Annotated in this window: 21 protein-coding genes and 1 pseudogene; 11 read left to right on the plus strand and 11 right to left on the minus strand. The window is 40.8% G+C overall.

The genetic code is table 11. The features are described from left to right. The first annotated feature begins 24 nt into the window (after positions 1-24). Positions 25-954 (plus strand): annotated as a pseudogene (locus FTV37_RS01390) (DMT family transporter). A 51-nt stretch (positions 955-1,005) separates the two neighbouring features. On the opposite strand, the gene FTV37_RS01395 reads toward FTV37_RS01390, so the two are convergent. Continuing rightward, positions 1,006-2,253: a YihY family inner membrane protein gene (locus tag FTV37_RS01395; RefSeq protein WP_168379130.1), complete on the minus strand. Its 1,248-nt coding sequence runs from the start codon at positions 2,251-2,253 to the stop codon at positions 1,006-1,008. 112 nt (positions 2,254-2,365) lie between these two features. Between FTV37_RS01395 and wrbA the strand changes: the two genes are divergently transcribed. Next, entirely contained in the window at positions 2,366-2,959 is a 594-nt protein-coding gene (gene wrbA / locus FTV37_RS01400) for an NAD(P)H:quinone oxidoreductase (protein ID WP_180010538.1), read from the plus strand. Positions 2,960-3,570: 611 nt separating this feature from the next. Here wrbA and FTV37_RS01405 read toward each other — a convergent pair. The 4 genes from FTV37_RS01405 to FTV37_RS01420 form a co-directional block, all read right to left on the minus strand. Further along, a complete protein-coding gene (locus tag FTV37_RS01405; protein WP_180062891.1) occupies positions 3,571-3,969 on the minus strand; it encodes a hypothetical protein in 399 nt (132 codons plus the stop codon). A 267-nt stretch (positions 3,970-4,236) separates the two neighbouring features. Next, entirely contained in the window at positions 4,237-4,812 is a 576-nt protein-coding gene (locus FTV37_RS01410) for a xanthine phosphoribosyltransferase (protein WP_078189246.1), read from the minus strand. Between the two features lie 90 nt (positions 4,813-4,902). Continuing rightward, the gene (locus tag FTV37_RS01415; protein WP_180008408.1) at positions 4,903-5,616 is read right to left on the minus strand and encodes a DUF3108 domain-containing protein; all 714 of its coding nucleotides are present in this window, start codon (positions 5,614-5,616) and stop codon (positions 4,903-4,905) included. 158 nt (positions 5,617-5,774) lie between these two features. Continuing rightward, entirely contained in the window at positions 5,775-6,458 is a 684-nt protein-coding gene (locus FTV37_RS01420) for a hypothetical protein (RefSeq protein ID WP_180062873.1), read from the minus strand. Positions 6,459-6,716: 258 nt separating this feature from the next. Here FTV37_RS01420 and FTV37_RS01425 point away from each other — a divergent pair, with 258 nt between their 5' ends. Next, the gene (locus FTV37_RS01425; RefSeq protein ID WP_218947544.1) at positions 6,717-7,574 is read left to right on the plus strand and encodes an energy transducer TonB; all 858 of its coding nucleotides are present in this window, start codon (positions 6,717-6,719) and stop codon (positions 7,572-7,574) included. Here FTV37_RS01425 and FTV37_RS01430 read toward each other — a convergent pair whose 3' ends face one another. The 4 genes from FTV37_RS01430 to miaB form a co-directional block, all read right to left on the minus strand. Then, positions 7,575-7,865, minus strand: a complete 291-nt coding sequence (locus FTV37_RS01430) for an antibiotic biosynthesis monooxygenase (protein WP_180010542.1) — start codon at positions 7,863-7,865, stop codon at positions 7,575-7,577. Between the two features lie 63 nt (positions 7,866-7,928). Further along, on the minus strand, positions 7,929-8,411 hold the full coding sequence (ybeY, locus tag FTV37_RS01435) for an rRNA maturation RNase YbeY (RefSeq protein WP_180010543.1): 483 nt from the start codon (positions 8,409-8,411) through the stop codon (positions 7,929-7,931). 9 nt (positions 8,412-8,420) lie between these two features. After that, positions 8,421-9,512 carry a PhoH family protein gene (locus tag FTV37_RS01440; protein ID WP_180010544.1) on the minus strand — a complete coding sequence of 364 codons (1,092 nt, stop codon included), beginning with the start codon at positions 9,510-9,512 and terminating at the stop codon, positions 8,421-8,423. A gap of 38 nt (positions 9,513-9,550) precedes the next feature. Then, entirely contained in the window at positions 9,551-11,008 is a 1,458-nt protein-coding gene (miaB, locus tag FTV37_RS01445; protein WP_180010545.1) for a tRNA (N6-isopentenyl adenosine(37)-C2)-methylthiotransferase MiaB, read from the minus strand. A 307-nt stretch (positions 11,009-11,315) separates the two neighbouring features. Between miaB and FTV37_RS01450 the strand changes: the two genes are divergently transcribed. The 5 genes from FTV37_RS01450 (at position 11,316) to FTV37_RS01470 (ending at position 15,969) form a co-directional block, all read left to right on the plus strand. Then, positions 11,316-13,292, plus strand: coding sequence for a lytic transglycosylase domain-containing protein (locus FTV37_RS01450; protein ID WP_180010546.1), 1,977 nt, complete (start codon positions 11,316-11,318; stop codon positions 13,290-13,292). A gap of 126 nt (positions 13,293-13,418) precedes the next feature. After that, the gene (locus FTV37_RS01455; RefSeq protein WP_257224189.1) at positions 13,419-14,000 is read left to right on the plus strand and encodes a ribonuclease I; all 582 of its coding nucleotides are present in this window, start codon (positions 13,419-13,421) and stop codon (positions 13,998-14,000) included. A gap of 170 nt (positions 14,001-14,170) precedes the next feature. Then, positions 14,171-15,157 (plus strand): malate dehydrogenase, encoded by a 987-nt coding sequence (locus FTV37_RS01460; protein ID WP_078189236.1) that lies wholly within the window; start codon positions 14,171-14,173, stop codon positions 15,155-15,157. 188 nt (positions 15,158-15,345) lie between these two features. Beyond that, positions 15,346-15,606, plus strand: coding sequence for a DUF2789 family protein (locus tag FTV37_RS01465; RefSeq protein ID WP_078192425.1), 261 nt, complete (start codon positions 15,346-15,348; stop codon positions 15,604-15,606). Positions 15,607-15,711: 105 nt separating this feature from the next. Then, positions 15,712-15,969 (plus strand): DUF2789 family protein, encoded by a 258-nt coding sequence (locus FTV37_RS01470; RefSeq protein ID WP_078189234.1) that lies wholly within the window; start codon positions 15,712-15,714, stop codon positions 15,967-15,969. Between the two features lie 51 nt (positions 15,970-16,020). Here the strand turns inward: FTV37_RS01470 and FTV37_RS01475 are convergent, their stop codons facing one another. Both FTV37_RS01475 and FTV37_RS01480 read right to left on the minus strand, forming a co-directional pair. Then, positions 16,021-16,548, minus strand: coding sequence for a hypothetical protein (locus tag FTV37_RS01475; RefSeq protein WP_180035684.1), 528 nt, complete (start codon positions 16,546-16,548; stop codon positions 16,021-16,023). Between the two features lie 71 nt (positions 16,549-16,619). Then, positions 16,620-17,222, minus strand: a complete 603-nt coding sequence (locus tag FTV37_RS01480) for a 2OG-Fe(II) oxygenase (RefSeq protein ID WP_180062876.1) — start codon at positions 17,220-17,222, stop codon at positions 16,620-16,622. 114 nt (positions 17,223-17,336) lie between these two features. Here FTV37_RS01480 and FTV37_RS01485 point away from each other — a divergent pair, with 114 nt between their 5' ends. The 3 genes from FTV37_RS01485 to FTV37_RS01495 are packed head-to-tail and all read left to right on the plus strand — an operon-like array spanning position 17,337 to position 20,175. Further along, complete coding sequence (locus FTV37_RS01485; protein WP_078189232.1) at positions 17,337-18,194, plus strand: 23S rRNA (adenine(2030)-N(6))-methyltransferase RlmJ; 858 nt, start codon at positions 17,337-17,339, stop codon at positions 18,192-18,194. 41 nt (positions 18,195-18,235) lie between these two features. After that, positions 18,236-19,060 carry a CDP-diacylglycerol--serine O-phosphatidyltransferase gene (gene pssA / locus FTV37_RS01490; protein ID WP_078192422.1) on the plus strand — a complete coding sequence of 275 codons (825 nt, stop codon included), beginning with the start codon at positions 18,236-18,238 and terminating at the stop codon, positions 19,058-19,060. A gap of 38 nt (positions 19,061-19,098) precedes the next feature. Next, complete coding sequence (locus FTV37_RS01495; protein ID WP_180062877.1) at positions 19,099-20,175, plus strand: DUF6670 family protein; 1,077 nt, start codon at positions 19,099-19,101, stop codon at positions 20,173-20,175. Positions 20,176-20,651: the final 476 nt, after the last annotated feature.

Below are 20,651 nucleotides of genomic sequence, written 5' to 3' on the forward strand. Positions count from 1 at the left end.
TTATCGTATTGTCGAGTAAAGAGTGTGGAACAGCGTAAGGCGCTAGATGCAAAAGCTTCTGGTCTGATGATTATTTTGTGCATGATTTTAGGGATTCAACAGATCATTTTGAAATTGGCCGCGGTTGATATTGCGCCGATCATGCAAATTGCCATTCGATCGGGTTTGGCTGCGCTGTTGGTCTTTCCACTGATTCGTCTCAAGCCGGGAACACATTTATATACACGCGAATACTTGCTACCGGGTATCTAGTTGGCGTTTTTATTTTCAGCTGAATTTATTTTAGTGGCAGAATCCCTGCGATATACCTCTGCATCACATACTGTTGTCTTGCTCTATACAGCACCGATTTTTGTGGCATTAGGTTTACATTGGAAACTGCCTGAAGAAAAACTCACAGCAATCCAATGGGGCGGTATTTTTATTGCCTTTTCAGGTATTGTCCTGTCGTTTATGGGACGTGAAAGTAGTACTACAGTCAACACTCAAGCACTGTTGGGGGATGCGATGGCATTATTTGCTGGGGTGATGTGGGCCTTGACCACCATTTCATTAAGACTCACCAAACTCTCTGATGCACCTCCGACTCAGACGCTGTTTTATCAGTTAGTCGGTGGTTGCGTGTTTTTATTACCCGTAGCATGGCTGACAGGACAAATGACTGTACATTGGACGGTGCTGTCCATCAGCAGCATGATTTTTCATGTGCTCATTATTTCATTTTTTAGCCTGATGTTGTGGTTTTGGCTGTTAAGTAAATATCTGGCCAATGGTCTGGGCGTTTTTTCATTCCTTACTCCAATCTTTGGTCTAGTCTTTGGCGTATTGATCTTAAACGAAACGATTGAGCTGAATTTTATCTTGGGGACGGCCTTAGTAATGGTCGGGGTGATGACGGTAACCTTGCATCGATGGTTAGCTAGATTGATGGGACGTCAGCGTACAGCGATCTAAGAACATGCATAAATAAAAAAGGAGAGCTACGGCTCTCCTTTTTATTTAAGGTTATTTTTCTTCAAAAATAGTCGCAAGCGGAATCGAGAGTTTGGCCGCAAGATAATCATCCGATTCGACCAGTTGCGGTCCAATTTTTTCCATCCAGACATCATCTGGATCGACGCGACCTAAATCTTGGCGTTTAGGGAGGGGATAGGGAAGTTTACTGTAAAAACTCCAGAAATCCACTTGGGTCAAATTACGGACCAATACATAATGATCATCGTCAGTACGTTTAATCAGGTGCTGCTTTTCAAATAATAAAATATAGCTCGGCAGGCGACCAATTTCATCACGCCCTAAAACCTCAAGCGCTTCTTTTTCTGTCACGCTCTGACCAAGTTTTTGCTTTTTATAAAATAATTCCAGCAAATCCATCAACATAATCACAGGATGACGTTTTTGATCTTTGCCTGAATTAAAGGCGGTCAGTGCATAACTAATTTCTACCCCAATCAGCACGATATTCCATGAAAGGAATATCCAAAGTAGGAAAATTGGCACCGCAGCAAAAGCACCGTAAACGATTTGATAACTGGTGAAATTTGACATGACAAAACCAAAAAGGTTTTTGAGTAATTCAAATACCACGGCACTAAAGACACCCGCGATCAGCGCCGCCTTGATCGGCACACTACGGTTGGGAATCGTCCAATACAGAATGAAAAAACCTAAAATGGTCAATGAAAAAGACAAGATCCACAGCAGAAAAGCCCCATCCAGTTCATAGCCGGCAAAATTATTGCTGAGGACATTCATTGAGGCCAAGGTAGATGACACAACAAATGCGCTACCCAGTAAGATCGGGCCTAATGAGATAATAGTCCAATAGCGCATGAAGCCAATTATGCCGCCACGTGTCTCACGCACCCGCCAAATTCGGTTAAATACCGTCTCAATACTGGTCAGCATCATGACTGTGGTAATGAATAAAAACAGCACACCTATCACGGTCAAGTTACTGGATTTATCGGTGAAGGCATTCAGTGCTTTATCGAAAGCAATCGTCGTTTTCGGTAGAAAATTACTATAAATCAATTGTTGAAGCTGTTGACGAGCAGGTTCTAAAGCTTTAATTGAGGAGATGATGACCAAGAATACGGTCAACATGGGTACTACTGCAAACAAGGTGGTATAGGTTAATGATCCTGCTTGTTCACGGCAGCGATCGGCTTCAAAACGTCGAATGACAAATAAAACAAACTGAAACCATTTCTTGTCGTAAAAGGGAAGTTTTTTTAAAAATGCTTCGATCATGCTTTCAAGTCTCGAGTTATTTTAGTCATGTTTATGCAATTTTCATCACTTAGCTTAACCAAAAAATAGGAAAAATACCGTATAGTTTTCTTTTTTCATTGAATTTATAAAAATGACGCAAGCTTATGTACTGGTGTTGTATTACAGCAAATATGGTTCAACACGTGAGATGGCACATTTAATTGCCAATGGAATTGAAGCGTCTGGAATGGCAGTAAAAATACGAACCGTTCCAAATTTATCTACTGTGGTGACTGACGTGCAGCCCAGTATTCCTGCCGAAGGCGATATTTACTGTAGCTTAGATGACTTAGCGCATTGTTCAGGTCTAGCTCTAGGCTCACCGACCCGTTTTGGTAATATGGCGTCGGAAATGAAATATTTCTGGGATCAAACCACAGCGCTTTGGCTCAATGGCGCATTACATGGCAAACCTGCCTGTGTGTTTACCAGTTCAGGTTCAATGCATGGGGGACAGGAAAGTACTTTGCTGACCATGCTGCCGCCTTTGTTTCATCACGGAATGATGGTTATGGGTTTAAGTAATGCCCATCCGGCATTATCAAATACCAAAACGGGTGGTACACCTTATGGTGCAAGCCATGTCAGTGGTCCACGCCATGATCAGTCATTGAGTCAAGATGAGCGTAACTTGTGTGAAGAGCTGGGTAAACGCCTAGGCGAAGTCGTCAAAAAGTTGATTTGATACTTACTTGCTCTAGGAAGTTGCGCTAACTTTGTAGCGAACGGGCAAGAAAAGGCTTAAATATTGCACTTTTCTTGCTTTATTTACGTGTGACGTCTTTTTATTTATGACGTTGTATACCGACCAAAATATAAAAAAATCTGTCGAACTATTCCTGAAATATTAAAAATAAATGATATTAACAATATATTGAAAGTTTTTAAATACAGCCTGCTCAGTGATGGTTTCGAGTCGAATATTGCTCTCTCTTTGGGCGCGTTATTTTTATTTTTTGATTACATGATTTGTATTTAAATTTCTTCTTTGGGGTGTGTGATGTCTATTGTTAATTTTCTAATGACTTTCCTGTGTTCCGTATTGGCTGCATCTTCCTTGTGTACGGCAATGCCAGTTTATACAGTATGGATTTCCCGCAAAAGAAAAAGTCGAAGAAAAAGAATTTTTAGCGAAACAAGATCAAGTTAAAGTGGACTCAAAATCTTTAACTGATGTTTCAAAATAATTGATTCGCCATGGTTTTCGAATAGCATTTCAATAGACTAGAAATACATATTAGAAAAACAATAACCTATTAAAAAAGAGCGCTGAAGCGCTCTTTTTTTATATCCAAATTAGTCTTGATCCGAAGTCTTTGCAGCGTCTTCAGGCTGTTGCTCAACTTCAAAGCGCTGTTTGCAATCTAAACATTGGTAGTCGAGAAAAATATTTTGATCGACGATCACGCCGGCTTTTTTACCAAAACGGTGTCCGAGAAAACCGCCTGTAATACCGACGCTAATTGCACCAACAAAAGTCCCGATGGTTCCGCCCATAATCACGCCAAGTGGGCCAGCAGTCACGCCACCAATCGCAGCACCAATAGATGCGCCAGATGCCGCACCACCGACAGTCCCTGCAGCAGTTCCTGCACCACTGAGTAAGACACCACCAATTTTTTGTAAGTTTTGTTCATGGTTACGCTTTTCAATATGGGTTGATCCACATTTTGGACATTTAATTGTCGGTTCCATGTTTTGATCTTCTGTATTCATAACTTTCCATAGCCTTAAAAAATAAAGTGGCCGAATTTATGGTGCAGCATAATGTAATTTGACAGATGAGTAGTTGACCCATTCGATCAAATGTGACGATTTTCCTGAATTTTATCGAGTTTTGCACACCGATGTTTTGTCTGCTTGTAACTAAAGCGTTAAAAAGTGCGCTTTATGTCATCTTAATGGCAAATTTTTAGAAAAAAAAAGAACACCTGATGTGTTCTTTTTTCTTTTGAACGCAAACTAGTCACGAACAAATTCAACTGTACCATTCGCCAGCGATTTCACACGTGCCAATGATTCAACGCGATAACCTTTTTCAAGCAAAATATCACGACCAGGTTGGAATGATTTTTCAATCACGATACCGATACCCAATACTTCAGCACTTGCTTGATGAATAAGATCTGCAAGACCTAAAGCCGCTTGACCATTGGCCAAAAAGTCATCAATCACTAAAACTTTATCTTCAGCATTGATGTGCTTTTTAGAAATCGCGATCGTGCTTTCAGTTTGTTTGGTGAAAGAAAACACTTTTGAGCGATACAAATCATCTTTTAAGGTCAAAGATTGATATTTACGTGCAAAAATCACAGGAACACCAAGTTCAAGACCCGCCATAACTGCAGGTGCAATACCTGAAGCTTCAATGGTGATGATTTTGGTAATGCCAGCATCTTTAAATAGACGGGCAAATTCTTGACCAATTTGCTGCATCATTACAGGGTCAATTTGGTGGTTCAGGAAAGAATCGACTTTCAGAACTTCTTCAGAGAGAACGATACCTTCAGCTAAGATTTTCTGTTCCAGAGCGTGCACGGGAGAATCCTCGAGGGGCAGGTGCTTTTTAAAGCAAAAGCGTATTTTAAAAAGCACCGTGAAAAATGCAAGCGAAATTGATCAAATCAATTAATTTGTTGCACCTTTATAGCCCGTTAACAATAAACCGTAAGAGGTTTTATTGTCTTGGTGGGAAACTTTGACAGGTAGATAATCTAGTTTTGGTGCTAACCAGAAAGTCGTTTGACGGCCTGGTTTGTCATGACGCATCACGACTTTCACGGTGTCAAAAGTTCCATAAGTGGTTTTCACTTTTTCAGTGCCTTGTTTCACGAACTTACGAGCTTCAACCTCTTTGGCATCGGCAATGTAGTAATTCGATTTCAAACCACCATTTTTTAAATCTTCACGAATTTGCAATTCAGCATTGAGTTCATCTAACACACCTGATTTCCACGCAAATGAACGCGCTTTATCATCTTTTTTGGTATTAATGGTTTTTGCGCCAGCATTAAAATTAATATTCATGGTGTTGTTGTGCACCAAAATTTTGCTGCTGCGGCTAAAGCTGTTCGAGTGAATTTGGCTGCCATTTAAACTAAAACGACTGGTTTCAGTTGCAGAGGCCATCGCACCAGCTTTTGCTGCGAAAACATACGTCCAGTTATTCCCAGATTGTTTTAGGGTACGTGTTGCAGAACCCAAGTTTTTGCCGTTGTAGTTAAATTGGTAGTTGGCTTGGAATGGACTCATGGCAAATGACTGACTTGAGAAACCAGTCAAAAGCAGTGTAGTCGATACCCCAGCAACAAGACCTAAATTTTTCAAAAGTGAATGTGCCATAAGTATGGTTTTCCTATTCAATAGAAGTGTGGTGGGCTAAACCACCTGATATATTTATTATGCGGCTGGATTGTGGAGAATCTCGTCGCAAATCCGTGCCTAATGTATATATTGTGTAGCGTTTTTATAGATTCAAGATGCCTAAGTACAGGATAAGTCTAGCTTTCCTTTTGCTTAATTGGCGCGACTTCATCGTCTTTTAAATTTGAATCATCCCAGTCTTCTATCCGTTCTTGCGACATCTTGGTGAACAATGCGGTTAAATTAACATTACCAATCACCACCAATTCGGCCTCACGTAAAACAGCATGGTTGACATGGACTTTGCCCAGTGTGTCGATAATCGATCGACTTTTACCGAGCCAGCGATTCAGGTCTAAATACAGTAAATCATCTTTAACTTTGATCACATTGAGCTTTTCCAAAATCATACCCAATGGATCTTGGTTGAGTACTTTTTGATAGAACCATAACGCCATGCGCACGCCCATCTTATACAGAACATTTGGATACTTCGCTTCAATCACTTGTGTATCACTAATTTGTTCAAATACGATCAATTGCGTTAGTTTGTTGAGTTCCATCTGTACCAGTTTTAAATCAACAGAGAGTGTTATGATCAACCCGTTATAATCCAATGTAGCATACAGTCGAAGCCAGTCATCATGCAGGTCAGCATGCAAGTCTTTGAGCATTTTCACATTATCGGTCACAAAGCGCTGAAATGTCGCATTTAAAAACACTTGAGACATTGGGAATTCACGCTCATCTTCAATAAATCCTTCAGCTTTTTGGTACACTTGACGTATACGTTTAGCGATATTGGAAACTAGCGTTTGCATAAGAAGTGCATCCTGACAAATTATGTTTTTTGACGATGTGTATCTTGTCGATTTCTATAAAAACACAAGGTTTTGATCTTGCAGTTTAGCAAAATAAATTGCACCATTTTCATGATTTTAATTGTGCATTATCGATGTGTTGATGGATTTCTCGTTTTCATCAAAAAATGAATACGAGTTTTATTTTATACTGTTTTAAGCAGTTTGGGGAATGCGGCAAATTGTCGGTTTAATGAGATGCTGAAAAAAATAACGTTCATGCCCTTGATGAAAGAGTGGTGGAAAGATCCCATATTTGCAACTGCGTTGGCGTTTGCTGCGGTGTTGCATTTGGCATTTTTAACCATGCAATTTACCCTGCCCCAAGAGGCTGACTATAACACCAAAGAAATTGCAGTTTCTTTACGTCCTACGACGGAAAAAATTGAACATGCGGACTTTTTAGCGCAAGCCGATCAGCAGGGCTCGGGGACATTCCGTGAGTCACATCGGATGTCGAGTGACATGCCTGCACCGATGATCGAACAAAAAGCCGGTGAGCAAAAAAGTGAAGCTTTAGAGCAACTGCAACAAAAAAAAGAGCTCAGTTTTGAAGATAAAGTGTTGATGACAACTTTGAGTTGGCAAAAACAAGCTGAAGAAAACAGTCGCAAAAAAGCCGTTGAGGAGTTGAATAGTCAGTTTCAGGCCAAGGCTGCGATGGTGGCGAGTATCGAAGCTCAATATTTACAACGCCAGCAAAACTTTAGCCGTCAGCAAAAAATTAAAACCATTGATGGTATTCAAGCCAAGCAAGATGTTTCTGCTGCTTACATGGAAAAATTTCGCGAAAAAGTCGAATTTTACGGTAACCGTTATTATCCTGAAGCAGCAAAACAGCAGCAGCTACGCGGTGAAGTACGCTTAATGGTTATTTTGAACAGTAATGGCGGGATTCGTGCCATTCGTTTGATCGAAAGTTCAGGTTCAAACTTATTGGACGAAGCTGCAAAAACCTCTGTACGTAAGGCGGCACCTTTTGGTTTGTTTGATGCCAAAATGAAAGACATCTCAGAACTTCGTATTGTGCGTACTTGGCGCTTCGATCCTGCAGAAGCAGAGTTTGAGGTGCGTTAATCAGTCGCGATAGCGTCGCAAAACTTCGCAGATTTCGACGCTAAAATTCGTATACCATTGGTTTTTTCCCAATTGCTGCGCCACTAGATGTTGTGCATCTTGTTGCCAAGCTCGAATGTCTTCTAATGTATTCCAGTAGGAAAGGGCGATTTCATGCTTACCCTCTGTCAGCGCTTCAAAATGTTGACAGTTAAAGTGTGCCAAGGCTTTGTCTCTAAGCTGCTGTGCAGTCGAAAAATACAGCTCATCAAGCGTACAAATGCGTGCTTTAAAAATCACGACATATTGCATATCTTTCCTTCCTTGGTTTTTATGACGATAAAAAAAGCGAGCCGTAGCTCGCTTTTTTTGTTCTTAATCTCTTTCCAGATAAGGGTTATCAAACCCCAATTTGGCTAAAATCTCGATTTCCAACGCTTCCATTTCTTCAGCATCTTTATCAGAGGTTTCATGGTCATAGCCCATGAGGTGCAACGTACCGTGTACCAGCATATGCGTAAAGTGGGTCAGGGGTGCTTTGCTTTGTTCTTGTGCTTCACGAAGAACCACAGGAATACAAATCACCAAGTCGCCAATCGGAAATGAGTCTAAAACTGCCGCCATTTCATCCGGGAGATCGCTCGGAAAAGACAACACATTGGTCGGTTTGTCTTTACCACGATATTCCAAGTTCAATTTGTGGCTTTCATCATTGTCCACACATGCAATACCGATCTCACAATCACTTTGTGTATCGATATGACGTAAAGCCGTTTCCACGACTTTTTTGATATGCGCACGTTTCACCACCAATTCAGGTGACTGAAAATTTTGCTGCAAAGAGAGATTAAGTTTCAAAATGAATCCTTAAATGTTTTCGTCTTGATGCTGCCCATCAGCTTTAGCATCATTGTCCGCCACCAAGGCTTCCTGACGTACTTTACGTTCCGCACGTTGTTCAGCTGTGAGGCGATGTTGTTCGCTGTCCCATCCCTCATAGGCTTCAACAATTTTTTGAACCAATTGATGACGTACCACGTCACGAGAGTGGAAGCGAGTAATATGAATTTCTTTGATTTTTTCAATCACACGTAAGGCATGTGCCAAACCAGATTGTTGACCACGAGGTAAATCGACCTGTGTAATGTCGCCCGTGATCACCGCTCGAGAACCAAAGCCTAAACGGGTGAGGAACATTTTCATCTGTTCAGGGGTAGTGTTCTGTGCTTCATCTAAAATCACAAAAGAATGATTTAAGGTACGACCACGCATGTAGGCCAGTGGTGCAACTTCAATCACTTGACGTTCAATCAGTTTTGCGACTTTTTCAAAACCGAGCATTTCATACAAAGCGTCGTATAGCGGACGTAAGTAAGGGTCAATTTTTTGGCTCAAATCACCGGGTAAAAAACCCAATTTTTCACCTGCTTCAACCGCAGGGCGAACCAATAAAATGCGTTGAATTTCGTTGCGTTCTAGCATATCTACAGCAGCGGCGACCGCGAGATAGGTTTTACCTGTACCCGCTGGGCCAATACCGAAAGAAATATCACTTTGTAAAATACGTTGCACGTAGCGCTTTTGATTGGCACCACGTGGGTTGATCCGACCTTTACGGGTTTGTAGATAAACATTATCTAAACCGGTGTGCTCATTTTCAGAAAAGTCTTCCTGAATTTCGCGGTCAGTCTGACTGCCTTGAATCATCATGTGTAAAATGTCCGCACTAATCTGTGGATTGGTTTCGGACTCTTCATAAAGACGGTGAAGGAGACTTTCGGCTCTCTCTACCGCATCGATTTCCCCATCGACAAAAAAAGCATCTGCACGATGAGAAATTTTGACATCTAAACGTTGTTCAATTTGTTTGAGATGACCGTTATAGGCACCGAGCATGCTTTGTAAACGGTCAAGTGGAATACCAGCAAAAGTTACAGTACGTCGAATCGCTGCAGTCAAGAGAATTCCTTTAAATTGGTCTGACGATTAAGCTTACATTACGCCACGTCAGGCTCAAGATTCAAGAGTTCACCGTAAACAAACTTCAAAGTTTTAATATCGGTCACTTCAATCTCTGCAAAACGCCCAACCCATGCAGGATCACCGATAAAGCTAACCAAACGTGTATTGTCTGCAGTACCAATCAGCAAATTCGGATCTTTGTCTGAAACAGACTCAATCAAGACACGTTGAATGGTCCCAAGCATTGCATCAGTTTTATCGATACTGGATTGTTTAATCCATTGTTGAACTTTTGCAAGACGTTCTTTTTTCACATCTTCAGGGGTTGTGTCTTCAAGTTCTGAGGCAGGAGTACCCGGACGTTTTGAGTAGATGAAACTGTATGAATGATCGAAGTCCATATCTTGGATAAATTGATAAGTTTCTTCGAAGTTTTCGTCAGTCTCACCCGGAAAGCCAATAATAAAGTCGCTAGATAAATGCATATCAGGGCGAACTTGACGTAATTTAGCAATTTTATCGATATATACATCAATCGTGTGGTTACGTTTCATGGCTTGTAGAACGTCATTCGAACCACTTTGAACCGGTAGATGCAAGTGAGAAACCATTTGCGGTAAGTCACGGTAGCATTGAATCAAGTCATCGTTAAATTCAAGCGGGTGCGATGTGGTGTAACGAATACGTCCAATGCCCGGAATTTCGGCCACTAAACGCAGTAACTCTGCAAAGGTGCAAATATTACCTTCGAAGGTTTCACCACGGTAGCCATTCACGTTTTGGCCGAGTAATGAAATTTCACGTACGCCTTTTTCAGCTAAAGTGGCAATTTCAGCCAATACATCATCCAGTGGACGTGATACTTCTTCTCCACGTGTGTAAGGAACCACACAGAAAGAACAGTATTTTGAGCAGCCTTCCATAATCGAGACAAAGGCTTTAAAACCTTCTACACGCGGTTCCGGCAAAAAGTCGAATTTTTCAATGTCAGGGAATGAAATATCCACCAACTGAATTTTTTCTTTTTTTGGTTTGACCACTTGCTCAGTATGTTGATCAAGCATTTGCGGTAAACGGTGTAAGGTTTGTGGACCAAACACCATATCTACATACGGTGCGCGTTTTTGAATGTTGTCACCTTCCTGAGAAGCAACACAGCCACCAACACCAATCACCAAGTCAGGATTTTTTTCTTTCAGCTTGCGCCAGCGGCCTAACTCAGAAAATACTTTTTCTTGTGCTTTTTCACGGATAGAGCAGGTATTCATCAGGAGAATATCCGCTTCTTTTGGATCGCTTGTCAGCACATAGCCGTGAGAATCACCTAAAAGGTCGCCCATACGTTGACTGTCATACTCATTCATCTGACACCCTTGCGTTTCGATGTACAGTTTTTTCACTGCTCCATCTTGAGCTGGGGTGTGCTGTGGCTGGGTAACAGTGTTATCTGGGGCAGCTTGGGCACTATTCGGGATGAAGGTTTGAACCGTCATGTAGGCTCCTAAAGGAATTTTATGAAAATCAATAACCATACGTGGCTGACAGACAATTCAATCAATTGAATTGTGCAGCTGCGGAGGTCAAAAAGGGGATTTTAAGAATGAGCAATATTTTAGCAGTAATTTACTAGAAACTTACAGCCTAAAATTACAACTCTGCCATATTGATTTATGAAGCAAAAATGTTTGAAAATTAATATTGGCTAATCATAAGGTTACATAACAGAACACAATGCAGAGTTTAGAATTATTAAACTAATTCCTAAACAAAGTTCGATGTGCTGTAACTGAGCAGAATGACATGAAAGAAGGCAAGTGGATGTTAAAACATAATTTTAAACAGAAAAATTACGCTAAATTACTTGCTTTGAGTGTCGGGCTCTCCGGAATTTCTGCGTTTGCCCAAGCCGCAGATGAGCAGTTTAACGATGCTTTACGTGCTGCGAATGCAGGCAATATTAGTTTATTACAACAATACCAATCATCCATGCAAAATGACGTTTTGGGCTATTATCCAGAATATTGGTTACTGAATAACAATTTGGCTTCACAGCCAGCAAGTGCCATTATTAATTTTGCACAGCGCTATCCAAATTCGGCAATGGCAGAAAAATTAGCCGCAGATTATGTTGAAGAAAAAGTCAAACAAGCTGATTTCGCTACAGCACAGCCTGTCTTGCAATATGTGACTAATGCTGACCGTGCTGAAACATGTGCCATGGCTCAAGTCCGCGCAAAGTCGGGCGACCCTCTGGTCTACGCAGAATTTAAAGATGTATGGTTGACCACAAACTCACAACCTGACTCGTGTACGGGCTTGGGCCGTATGATGCTGTCGAGTCCTTTAATGACTCAAGATGACCGCCATCAACGGATGTGGGGACAGTTAAGAGCGGGTCAGTCAGGACAAGCGATTGCGACTGCGCAAACCATTGGCGTAAATATTAATTTGTCACAACTCAACACCATTCAAGCCAATCCACTGAATTATTTATGGTCTGCACCCAAAGCCACAGCTGAAGATCATGCATACCTGATCTATGCGATGGGTCGCTTGGCAGATAGCGACTTAAATGGCGCGATTTCTTCGGTGAAACGTGCAGCAGAAGGCACACCAGCCGATGTGCAAAAAGCCCTATACCGTAGTGTCGGGTATATCGGTGGTACAACGGTAATGAAAAATAATTTCAACCGTGAAGTTCTAAATTATCTTGATTTGAGTTATGGACTGCCTTTTAGTGCAGAAGAAGCCGAGATTTATGCGCGACAAGCCATTCGTTTTGGCGCATGGGAAAGTGTCATTCGTGCAATTGATGCGATGAGCGTTTCGCAAAAGCAGGAAGACCGTTGGCAATATTGGTTAGCACGAGCATCTGAACAACGTGGAGATGCCTCATCTAAACGTGCGGCAAAAGAAATTTATCGCAAGCTTGCCGTTGGCGATGATTACCATAATTTGTTAGCACGTGACAAAATTGGTCAGTCTTATAACAATATTCCGTCAAATGTGCAGCCTTCGTCACAAGATGCGCAGCGTCTCAGTCAGGATATTCACTTCCGTCGTGCCTTTGCATTGCGCAATATTAATGCATCTGACAGCTATATTAACCGTGAATGGAACTGGGCAGTGCGTCAAGCCTATTTAAAGCATGATGATGGCATGATTCTTGCCGCAGCTAAACGTGCAACCGATATGGGGTGGTATGATCGGGCGATTTATGCGGCAGATCGAACCACCAAACAGCATAATTATGCTTTACGTTATGCTATGCCGCATCAAAATTATGTGGTGAGTCATAGTCGTAATGCCGGCATTGACCCTGCATGGGCTTATGGTTTGATGCGTCAAGAAAGTCGGTTTGTCACTAGCGCACGTTCACATGTCGGTGCCGGTGGTTTAATGCAAATTATGCCAGACACCGCAAAATTGGTGGCTCGTCAGATGGGGGAGAGTTATAACCCCGCTGCATTAACGGATATGAATACCAATATCCGTTATGGCACTTTCTATTTATCAATGATTCAACGTCAATTGAGTAATAGTCCAGTATTAGCGACTGCAGGCTACAATGCGGGTCCAAATCGTGCTCGACGCTGGCAGCCTGAGTATCAAGCGATTGCAGCGGACCAATATACGGAATCGATTCCATTAACGGAAACTCGAGACTATGTAAAACATGTGATGACCAATGCAACCCATTACGGCCTTTTATTGGGTCAGGGGCCACAATCGATTGAAAAAAGAATGCAAATGATTCCATTACGGAATGCGCAATAAATTTTAAAGCAAGATGCGCCTGTTTTTAGGCGCAATATGGGTAAATGATGAATGCCGAAAATGGACATTAGACCTGCTTATCGAATACTGACATCACTGCTCATCGGCAGTGGTGCAGGCTTTGGTATGTCTATGCTTTCGGCTGCACCGGTTGTAAAAGGGTATGTGATGGATGTGCAAATGGTGCCTGCTGTTTGCGCCTATGACCCATTAAAAAGTAAAAAACGTAAATGTTTAGAAGGGTATTCACTCAATATCACGGGTCTATATCCAGAAACCTCTACACGTGATTGCACGACCAATAGTTCAGCTAAACTTTCTCCGTTGCAAGCGAAAGTGGTTGCACGGATTATGCCTGATGAAAATGCTCGCGTGGCTCTTTGGCACACTACCGGCGGCTGTGTCCCAATGAATGCTAGCCTGTATTTCAGAACCATTATTAATCATGCAGATAAGCTAAAAATTCCAGATGAATTGACCAGTCAAGAAACCCAATCCATTCAAGCCAATGTCTTGCGTAATAAAATATTGCGTATGAACAGCGGATTGGTATCACAAAGTATTGAATTTAACTGTATGCAAACCCGTGGTGGTAGTCTGCTGACTGAGATTAAAATTTGCTATAAAAACAATGGTCAGTACAAAAGTTGCCCTGCGACTATCGTCGGAAATTGTCCTGCAACTTTCATAATTAAAGGTTCTTTCTAAGCTTTTTTCGGCATTTTATTTATATTTCCTATCATACTTTTGTTGAAAAGCATTCTCTTTTACATGCAAGCGTCAAAAGATTGGAGTACAATCTTTGCCGTTTATGATTATTAAGATTAGATAGAACAGCTATTTAATCATTATGACCTTCCTCAATTGGAGATAATTACATGAAGCAAGCAGTTCGTGTTGCCGTTACTGGCGCAGCTGGTCAAATCGGTTATAGCTTATTATTCCGTATCGCAAGCGGTGAAATGTTGGGTAAAGACCAACCAGTTATCCTTCAATTATTAGAAATTCCAGTTGAGAAAGCTCAACAAGCGCTTAAAGGCGTAATGATGGAACTTGATGACTGCGCATTCCCTCTTTTAGAAGGTATGATCGGTACTGATGATCCTAAAGTTGCATTCAAAGATGCTGACTACGCTCTTCTTGTAGGTTCACGTCCACGTGGTCCTGGTATGGAACGTGCTGACCTTCTTAAAGTAAACGGTGAAATCTTCATCGGTCAAGGCCAAGCGCTTAACGAAGTTGCTAGCCGTGACGTTAAAGTTCTTGTTGTAGGTAACCCTGCAAACACTAACGCTTACATCGCAATGAAATCTGCTCCAGATCTTCCAGCGAAAAACTTCACAGCAATGTTACGTCTTGACCACAACCGTGCGTTAACTCAACTTGCTCAAAAAGCAGGTGTTGCAGTTTCTGACATCGAAAACATGACAGTTTGGGGTAACCACTCTCCAACGATGTATGCTGACTACCGTTTTGCAAATGTAAACGGCGAAAGCTTAAAAGACAAAATCAACGATGCTGCTTGGAACAAAGACGTATTCCTTCCAACTGTTGGTAAACGTGGTGCTGCGATCATCGAAGCACGTGGTCTTTCTTCTGCTGCTTCTGCTGCAAACGCTGCAATCGACCATATGCGCGATTGGGCTCTTGGCACAAACGGCAAATGGGTAACTATGGGTATTCCTTCTGACGGTTCTTATGGTATTCCTGAAGGCGTAATGTTCGGTTTCCCTGTAACAACTGAAAACGGCGAATACAAAATCGTTCAAGGTCTTGAAATCGACGAATTCAGCCGTGAACGTATCAACTTCACTCTAAACGAGCTTGAAGAAGAACGTGCAGCAGTTGCTGACATGGTTAAATAATTTAATTTTTTAAATTAAATTATAAAAAGGCACTCCATTTGGGGTGCTTTTTTTATGGCCTGCGAAAAATACCACGCTTAATTTTTGAACAAAAAATAACACGTTGAGATGCTGTTGCAACTGACAAAGTCAAATAAACAGATAACTATAAAGATGAGAGAAATGTTATAGGCTTGAGGAGAACGGCAATGTTTGATCAACAACCGACGTTGGAACTATTTTTTGAACAATTGGGGTTGGATGCAAGTCCGGAAGGCATCGATCAATTTATCGAAACGCATCAAATCACCATGGATGTTCCATTGCATGAAGCGCCATTTTGGACGAAGTCACAGCGCGACTTTATTATTAGTCATTGGAAAAAAGATGATGACTGGGCCATAGTGGTCGATATTTTAAATGAACAATTGCATACAGAACATAAGCTTTCCGGATCATGCAAAATCTAAATACAATTTGAAACAACAAACCTAGTTTTAACGCTAGGTTTTTTTAGCTTCATCATATAAGTTTATTAAATAATAAATGACAGATTAGTTGATAAGGAGGGCGAGATGCTCAATCAAAATAAACCATCCTTAGCTTTATTGTTTTCTCAATTGGGGTTAGCCAGCAGTCCAGCTGCGATCGAGTTATACGTGCGTACGCATCAGCTTGCTGCAAGTGAAAATTTACATGATGCGCCGTTTTGGAATAAAGCGCAGCGTGATTTTCTAATCAGTCATTTAGTACAAGATGATGATTGGGCTATTTGGATTGATGAGCTGAATCAACAGTTGCATATGGATGCATATAAGCTGCAGCCAGCATAGATTTCATTTCTCCACAAATAAAAAAACACCTCCTCGGAGGTGTTTTTTTATTTAGTGCAGTTTGCTTTGGCGTAACTCTGCAAACCAATCTTCTTGGCGATATGGATTAAATGCAGGATGCTCAAGTAATGTGGTAAGTTTGAATTCTTGAGATTTGCAGTACTTATTTAGCCAGTGGCGTGTTAACGCAGGTTCCTGTTTTACTGCAGAGGCATAGGCCAGGTAGAAGTAAATGTCGCCATGTTCAGCTTTGGACATCGGTTTCATAATCTGCTGGGTAATCAGGGCATAGCGCTGCTCTTGGGTAATTTCAAAAAATATCATATAAGCTTTGGCTAAATGTACAGACAAATTGATGTATAGCTCAATCGGCATTTCTTCAAATTCAATCCGGCTTTGCTCAAGTAGAACAATGGCTTCTTGCAGAAAATACACTTGTTCTTGATGGTTCTTACTTAAATTAACCAATTGCAGGCGTAAGTCTGCACGCTCAAGAGCAAGTTCAGGGCTGTTGCCTTGTAGAAATAATTGATCGGTTTCGCCAATACGCTGAATAATTTTATGACTGTTTTGACGCATCGGGTACATCCTCATCTATGAATGACTCATATATGAGGATAGTTTAAGGGATTTAAAGGAGGAATCTCGAATTACCACATCGAGTTGTCATTACGTAGCCAAGCCGTAATCGATAAACGTTGATGTTTAGCTTCGAGTACCTCGTGTAATAGGTCACTTTGGAATAACGCAATGCGATTCGGTTTAGGTTCTAAAATATGCCAAACATCATTCTTATCTTGTAAGCGCAATTCACCGCCCCAGTCGGCTTGCCAATATTCATGCAAATAATAAACCGCTGAAATGACACGTCCATTTTTGCCTTGAGGATTATCTTTGTGTAGTGCATAAAACTCACCTGCGTTATAACAAGCAAAATGTGCTTCGACTTCGTGAATGTTAGAAAAAAATGCGCGATTAAATTGTTCTGATAAAAGTTCTAAGGCTTGAACGTGTTCTTGTGCGACATCTAATGTGTCGTTAATCCATAAAATATGATCACTTCTAATTTTACTGATGACCCCATTTTGTACGGCTGCATCCCTAAATTTATTTAAATTTGACATACATTCTTCAACAAGTGCATGTATATATTCAGCAGGATAAGCGTCATCAATAATGCTAAACCCGTGTTGATCTAAATCATCGAGGATTTGATCAACCGGCCAAGACTTTGGGAGAAAGGCTGTTTCCATATACGATCCATAAAGTTGTGGAAAAAAAGGTGACGTATTCTAGAGCAAGAATAGCATCGGAATGAAACTATTTTTCATGCTAAAATGTCCGTTGATATTAGGAATTAAAGAAACATGAATTACCGTCACCATTTCCATGCAGGCAATTTTGCCGACGTGATGAAGCACGTTTTGCTGCTTCAGTTATTAAGTCGACTGAATGCAAAAGATAAACCTTATCGCTATGTAGATACACATGGTGGTGCAGGTAAATATGATCTTTCGACCTCTGAAGCACAGAAATCAGGTGAGTTTTTAAATGGTATTCATCGTTTAGTTAAGCTCGATGATTCGATTAAACGCAATGCGCCTGAAGGTGTTCAACAATATTTAAAAGTTGTTGAAAAAATGCGTGAAAACTTTGGCAAAGGCGCTTATCCAGGCTCTCCGTGGTTCGCACTTGAAGGCATGCGTGAAACTGATAAGGCAACGATTTTTGAAATGCAGCGCGATGTATTCCAACAATTGCGCCACAATATTTTTGATAAACGTGCAGGCTTGCATGAGCGTGATGCTTACGAAGGTTTACTGGGTGTAATTCCACCAAAAGAAAAACGTGGTTTAGTCATGATTGACCCGCCTTACGAATTAGAACGTAAAGATTTTCCACAGCTTGTAGAATTGTTGGTGGCTGCTTATAAAAAATGGCCGACAGGCGTTTTTGCGGTATGGTATCCAATTAAAGACCGCGCGATGATTGAACGTTTTGAAAAGAAAATGTACAAAACCGGCATTCGTCGTCAGTTGGTTTGCGAAATTTGTGTATGGCCAGATGACACTCCAGTCGGTCTAAATGGTTGTGGTTTATTGGTGATTAACCCACCTTGGAAATTCTCTGAAGATGCGGACGAAGCATTACAATGGTTGTTCCCACATCTTCGTATGAATGAAAATGGTGGTCATGCAGCCGTACGTTGGTTGGTTGGCGAATAATTTTAAACTTGAAAAAGAAAGGTCACAGTTAGGATCGAACAATGACAAATACAAATAAACCTGAGCGGGAAATTTCTTCAAAGGATGAAAATGCATTTGATGGCATTACATTTGAAGTTGAAGAAGAGGAGCATACCCATGAAGGGCATAAAGTGAAACGTCGTGGGATCTATCTGTGGCCAAACTTGATTACAACTGCAGCGTTGTTATCCGGCTTTTATTCTATTATTGCCAGTATGAATGGTGAGTTTCAACAAGCCATTTATGCCATTTTCCTTGCAGCATTATTTGATGGTTTGGATGGGCGTGTCGCACGTGCTATCGGCGCACAAAGTCCTTTTGGTGAACAGTTTGACTCGTTGTCGGACTTGCTAGCATTTGGTGTTGCACCTGCCATTTTAATGTATAGCTGGAGTCTAAATGACTTAGGCCGTATTGGCCTGGCAGCATGTTTTGTTTACACCGCATGTGCAGCCTTCCGTTTGGCACGTTTTAACGTACAAATTGGGGTTGTCGATAAACGTTATTTTATTGGTGTTGCAAGTCCACTCGCAGCCGTTATGATTATTTCATTGGTATGGGTAGGTATGGATATCCCTGCGGTCTTCGACTTACGCGAAACAGGTATTCAGATTTTTAATGCGGTAGTGATTATTGCAGTGGGTCTATTGATGATCTCAAATGTAAAATACTATTCATTTAAAACTGTGGATCGTCGCCGTGTTCCATTTGCGGTGTTGCCAATCATAGTCTTCATTTTAGCTGCTGTAACGTATAATATTCCAATGGGTATTTTAATTATTTCAGTAATTTATGCATTGTCTGGATTTGTCACAACCCTAATGGCAAAAAAGGCAGAAGCATGAGTTAAAGTATGAAATAAAATAATGAAAAGGAGCTTGATATGCAGATATTTCAAGATTTCTTGGATCAATCAAGACGACTGAATCAAGCTCCAGATTTACAACATAAAAAAATAAATCTACATGCACCGAATACGCCTTATCCTTCAGTCCATTATGGACTTTGTCTACCGAATCTTCCTGCGCCATTACATTATCTTAACTTTATGAGTTGGCTCGGGCAGCCACAGATTCCTGCTTTTCAAAATCCTGCGTCCATTCAACAAGACGAACTCAATACTGCCACAGTGATGACCAGTGTGAGTGGTCATATGGTTGGGCAATTACAATCATATTCCATTAAAGATGACTGTAGTCTGAGTGATACCGTCTTTAAATTTAGAGACAAAGAACTGATTGGTTGGGATGGTGCAGCATTTCAAATTCATCGAGAAGATACTGAACTCAGTTTAGATTTGTCCGTGCAAACTACAGATATTTCTTCGTGTTTAATTAAATTAAGATTGGGTCTTGCTGAATATTGGTCAGTGATGTGCCAATGTGAAGGGCAAATCAAATTTCAGGGCCAGATGTATGATGTAAATCAGTTGGCGGTTTTGTCTTATGCACAAATACGCAAGTTTCCATATTTACCTTTGGCGTTTTATACCCATCAGGTGATCAACCTGAGCCGAAAGCGTCAAATCATCTTTATACAAACGCGAGACCGCTATAACAATATTTTGAGTTCACGTTTATATCTAAGAGATTTAAATCAGCAGCAAGTGTTCATGGCAGACCAAGCCGTGTTCTTTAAAGTCATGCGCGTTTATCCTGTAGTTAAAACCCCAAATTTGCAAAAAATGTATTTGCCACGTGAATTTGAATGGATTTACCAAAATGACAAACTGAAAATACATGTACAAGCACAGAGTCGTGGGGATTTTAAATTTGGACTCGGCGCAGGCTATGCAGGAAGCTTTAACTATCAAATCAAAATCAACGACGAAATCGAGTGTGGGGAAGGTGGCTACTGTGAATATGTCGATTGTCGAGCTTTAAAATGGCAAGAAAAGAATGAAAAAGATAAATTAACGGATAAATATGGAAATATTGTCCCTTTTATGCTCAAAAAATAGTAAAAAAACTTAATTTAGTAGAATAAATAAACAAACGTAATGAAAAACTAAAAATAAATGAAAAAGGGTGTTGCGTTGGATCAGAAATGCTGTAGAATGCACATCCATCGGCGGTGGTGAAGATTAAAACTTCTGATAAAACAATGACTTGGTTGAATTGATTAAGTTGGGTTTTAGAAAGAAAGTTTAAAAATAATTTGAATTACCGGTTGACTCTTTAGAAATAAAGAGTAATATAGCCGACCTAGCTTGCTGGTGACGAACCAACAAGAAGATCATTAAGAGATTATGAAGAACAACTTGTGTGGATTTTTACTGATTGATCGATCGAAATTATTTTCATTGATTAATGGTAGAAATTACTCGAAGTTTATTTGAGCAAATTTTTGTCAGTAATTGATGAGCCAAGATTGGTACACTATATGTACTATTGATTTTAAACTGAAGAGTTTGATCATGGCTCAGATTGAACGCTG

Source organism: Acinetobacter sp. YH16042, from assembly GCF_013417245.1.
Classification (GTDB): Bacteria; Pseudomonadota; Gammaproteobacteria; order Pseudomonadales; family Moraxellaceae; genus Acinetobacter; species Acinetobacter amyesii.

What these genes read in the sequence shown, in the direction of transcription:
- FTV37_RS01395 (WP_168379130.1), bottom strand. Translation starts at nt 2,253, where the DNA reads ATGATCGAAGCATTTTTAAAAAAACTTCCCTTTTACGACAAGAAATGG.
- wrbA (WP_180010538.1), top strand. Translation starts at nt 2,366, where the DNA reads ATGACGCAAGCTTATGTACTGGTGTTGTATTACAGCAAATATGGTTCA.
- FTV37_RS01405 (WP_180062891.1), bottom strand. Translation starts at nt 3,969, where the DNA reads ATGGAACCGACAATTAAATGTCCAAAATGTGGATCAACCCATATTGAA.
- FTV37_RS01415 (WP_180008408.1), bottom strand. Translation starts at nt 5,616, where the DNA reads ATGGCACATTCACTTTTGAAAAATTTAGGTCTTGTTGCTGGGGTATCG.
- FTV37_RS01420 (WP_180062873.1), bottom strand. Translation starts at nt 6,458, where the DNA reads ATGCAAACGCTAGTTTCCAATATCGCTAAACGTATACGTCAAGTGTAC.
- FTV37_RS01425 (WP_218947544.1), top strand. Translation starts at nt 6,717, where the DNA reads ATGCCCTTGATGAAAGAGTGGTGGAAAGATCCCATATTTGCAACTGCG.
- FTV37_RS01430 (WP_180010542.1), bottom strand. Translation starts at nt 7,865, where the DNA reads ATGCAATATGTCGTGATTTTTAAAGCACGCATTTGTACGCTTGATGAG.
- miaB (WP_180010545.1), bottom strand. Translation starts at nt 11,008, where the DNA reads ATGACGGTTCAAACCTTCATCCCGAATAGTGCCCAAGCTGCCCCAGAT.
- FTV37_RS01450 (WP_180010546.1), top strand. Translation starts at nt 11,316, where the DNA reads ATGAAAGAAGGCAAGTGGATGTTAAAACATAATTTTAAACAGAAAAAT.
- FTV37_RS01455 (WP_257224189.1), top strand. Translation starts at nt 13,419, where the DNA reads ATGTCTATGCTTTCGGCTGCACCGGTTGTAAAAGGGTATGTGATGGAT.
- FTV37_RS01460 (WP_078189236.1), top strand. Translation starts at nt 14,171, where the DNA reads ATGAAGCAAGCAGTTCGTGTTGCCGTTACTGGCGCAGCTGGTCAAATC.
- FTV37_RS01465 (WP_078192425.1), top strand. Translation starts at nt 15,346, where the DNA reads ATGTTTGATCAACAACCGACGTTGGAACTATTTTTTGAACAATTGGGG.
- FTV37_RS01470 (WP_078189234.1), top strand. Translation starts at nt 15,712, where the DNA reads ATGCTCAATCAAAATAAACCATCCTTAGCTTTATTGTTTTCTCAATTG.
- FTV37_RS01475 (WP_180035684.1), bottom strand. Translation starts at nt 16,548, where the DNA reads ATGCGTCAAAACAGTCATAAAATTATTCAGCGTATTGGCGAAACCGAT.
- FTV37_RS01480 (WP_180062876.1), bottom strand. Translation starts at nt 17,222, where the DNA reads ATGGAAACAGCCTTTCTCCCAAAGTCTTGGCCGGTTGATCAAATCCTC.
- FTV37_RS01485 (WP_078189232.1), top strand. Translation starts at nt 17,337, where the DNA reads ATGAATTACCGTCACCATTTCCATGCAGGCAATTTTGCCGACGTGATG.
- pssA (WP_078192422.1), top strand. Translation starts at nt 18,236, where the DNA reads ATGACAAATACAAATAAACCTGAGCGGGAAATTTCTTCAAAGGATGAA.
- FTV37_RS01495 (WP_180062877.1), top strand. Translation starts at nt 19,099, where the DNA reads ATGCAGATATTTCAAGATTTCTTGGATCAATCAAGACGACTGAATCAA.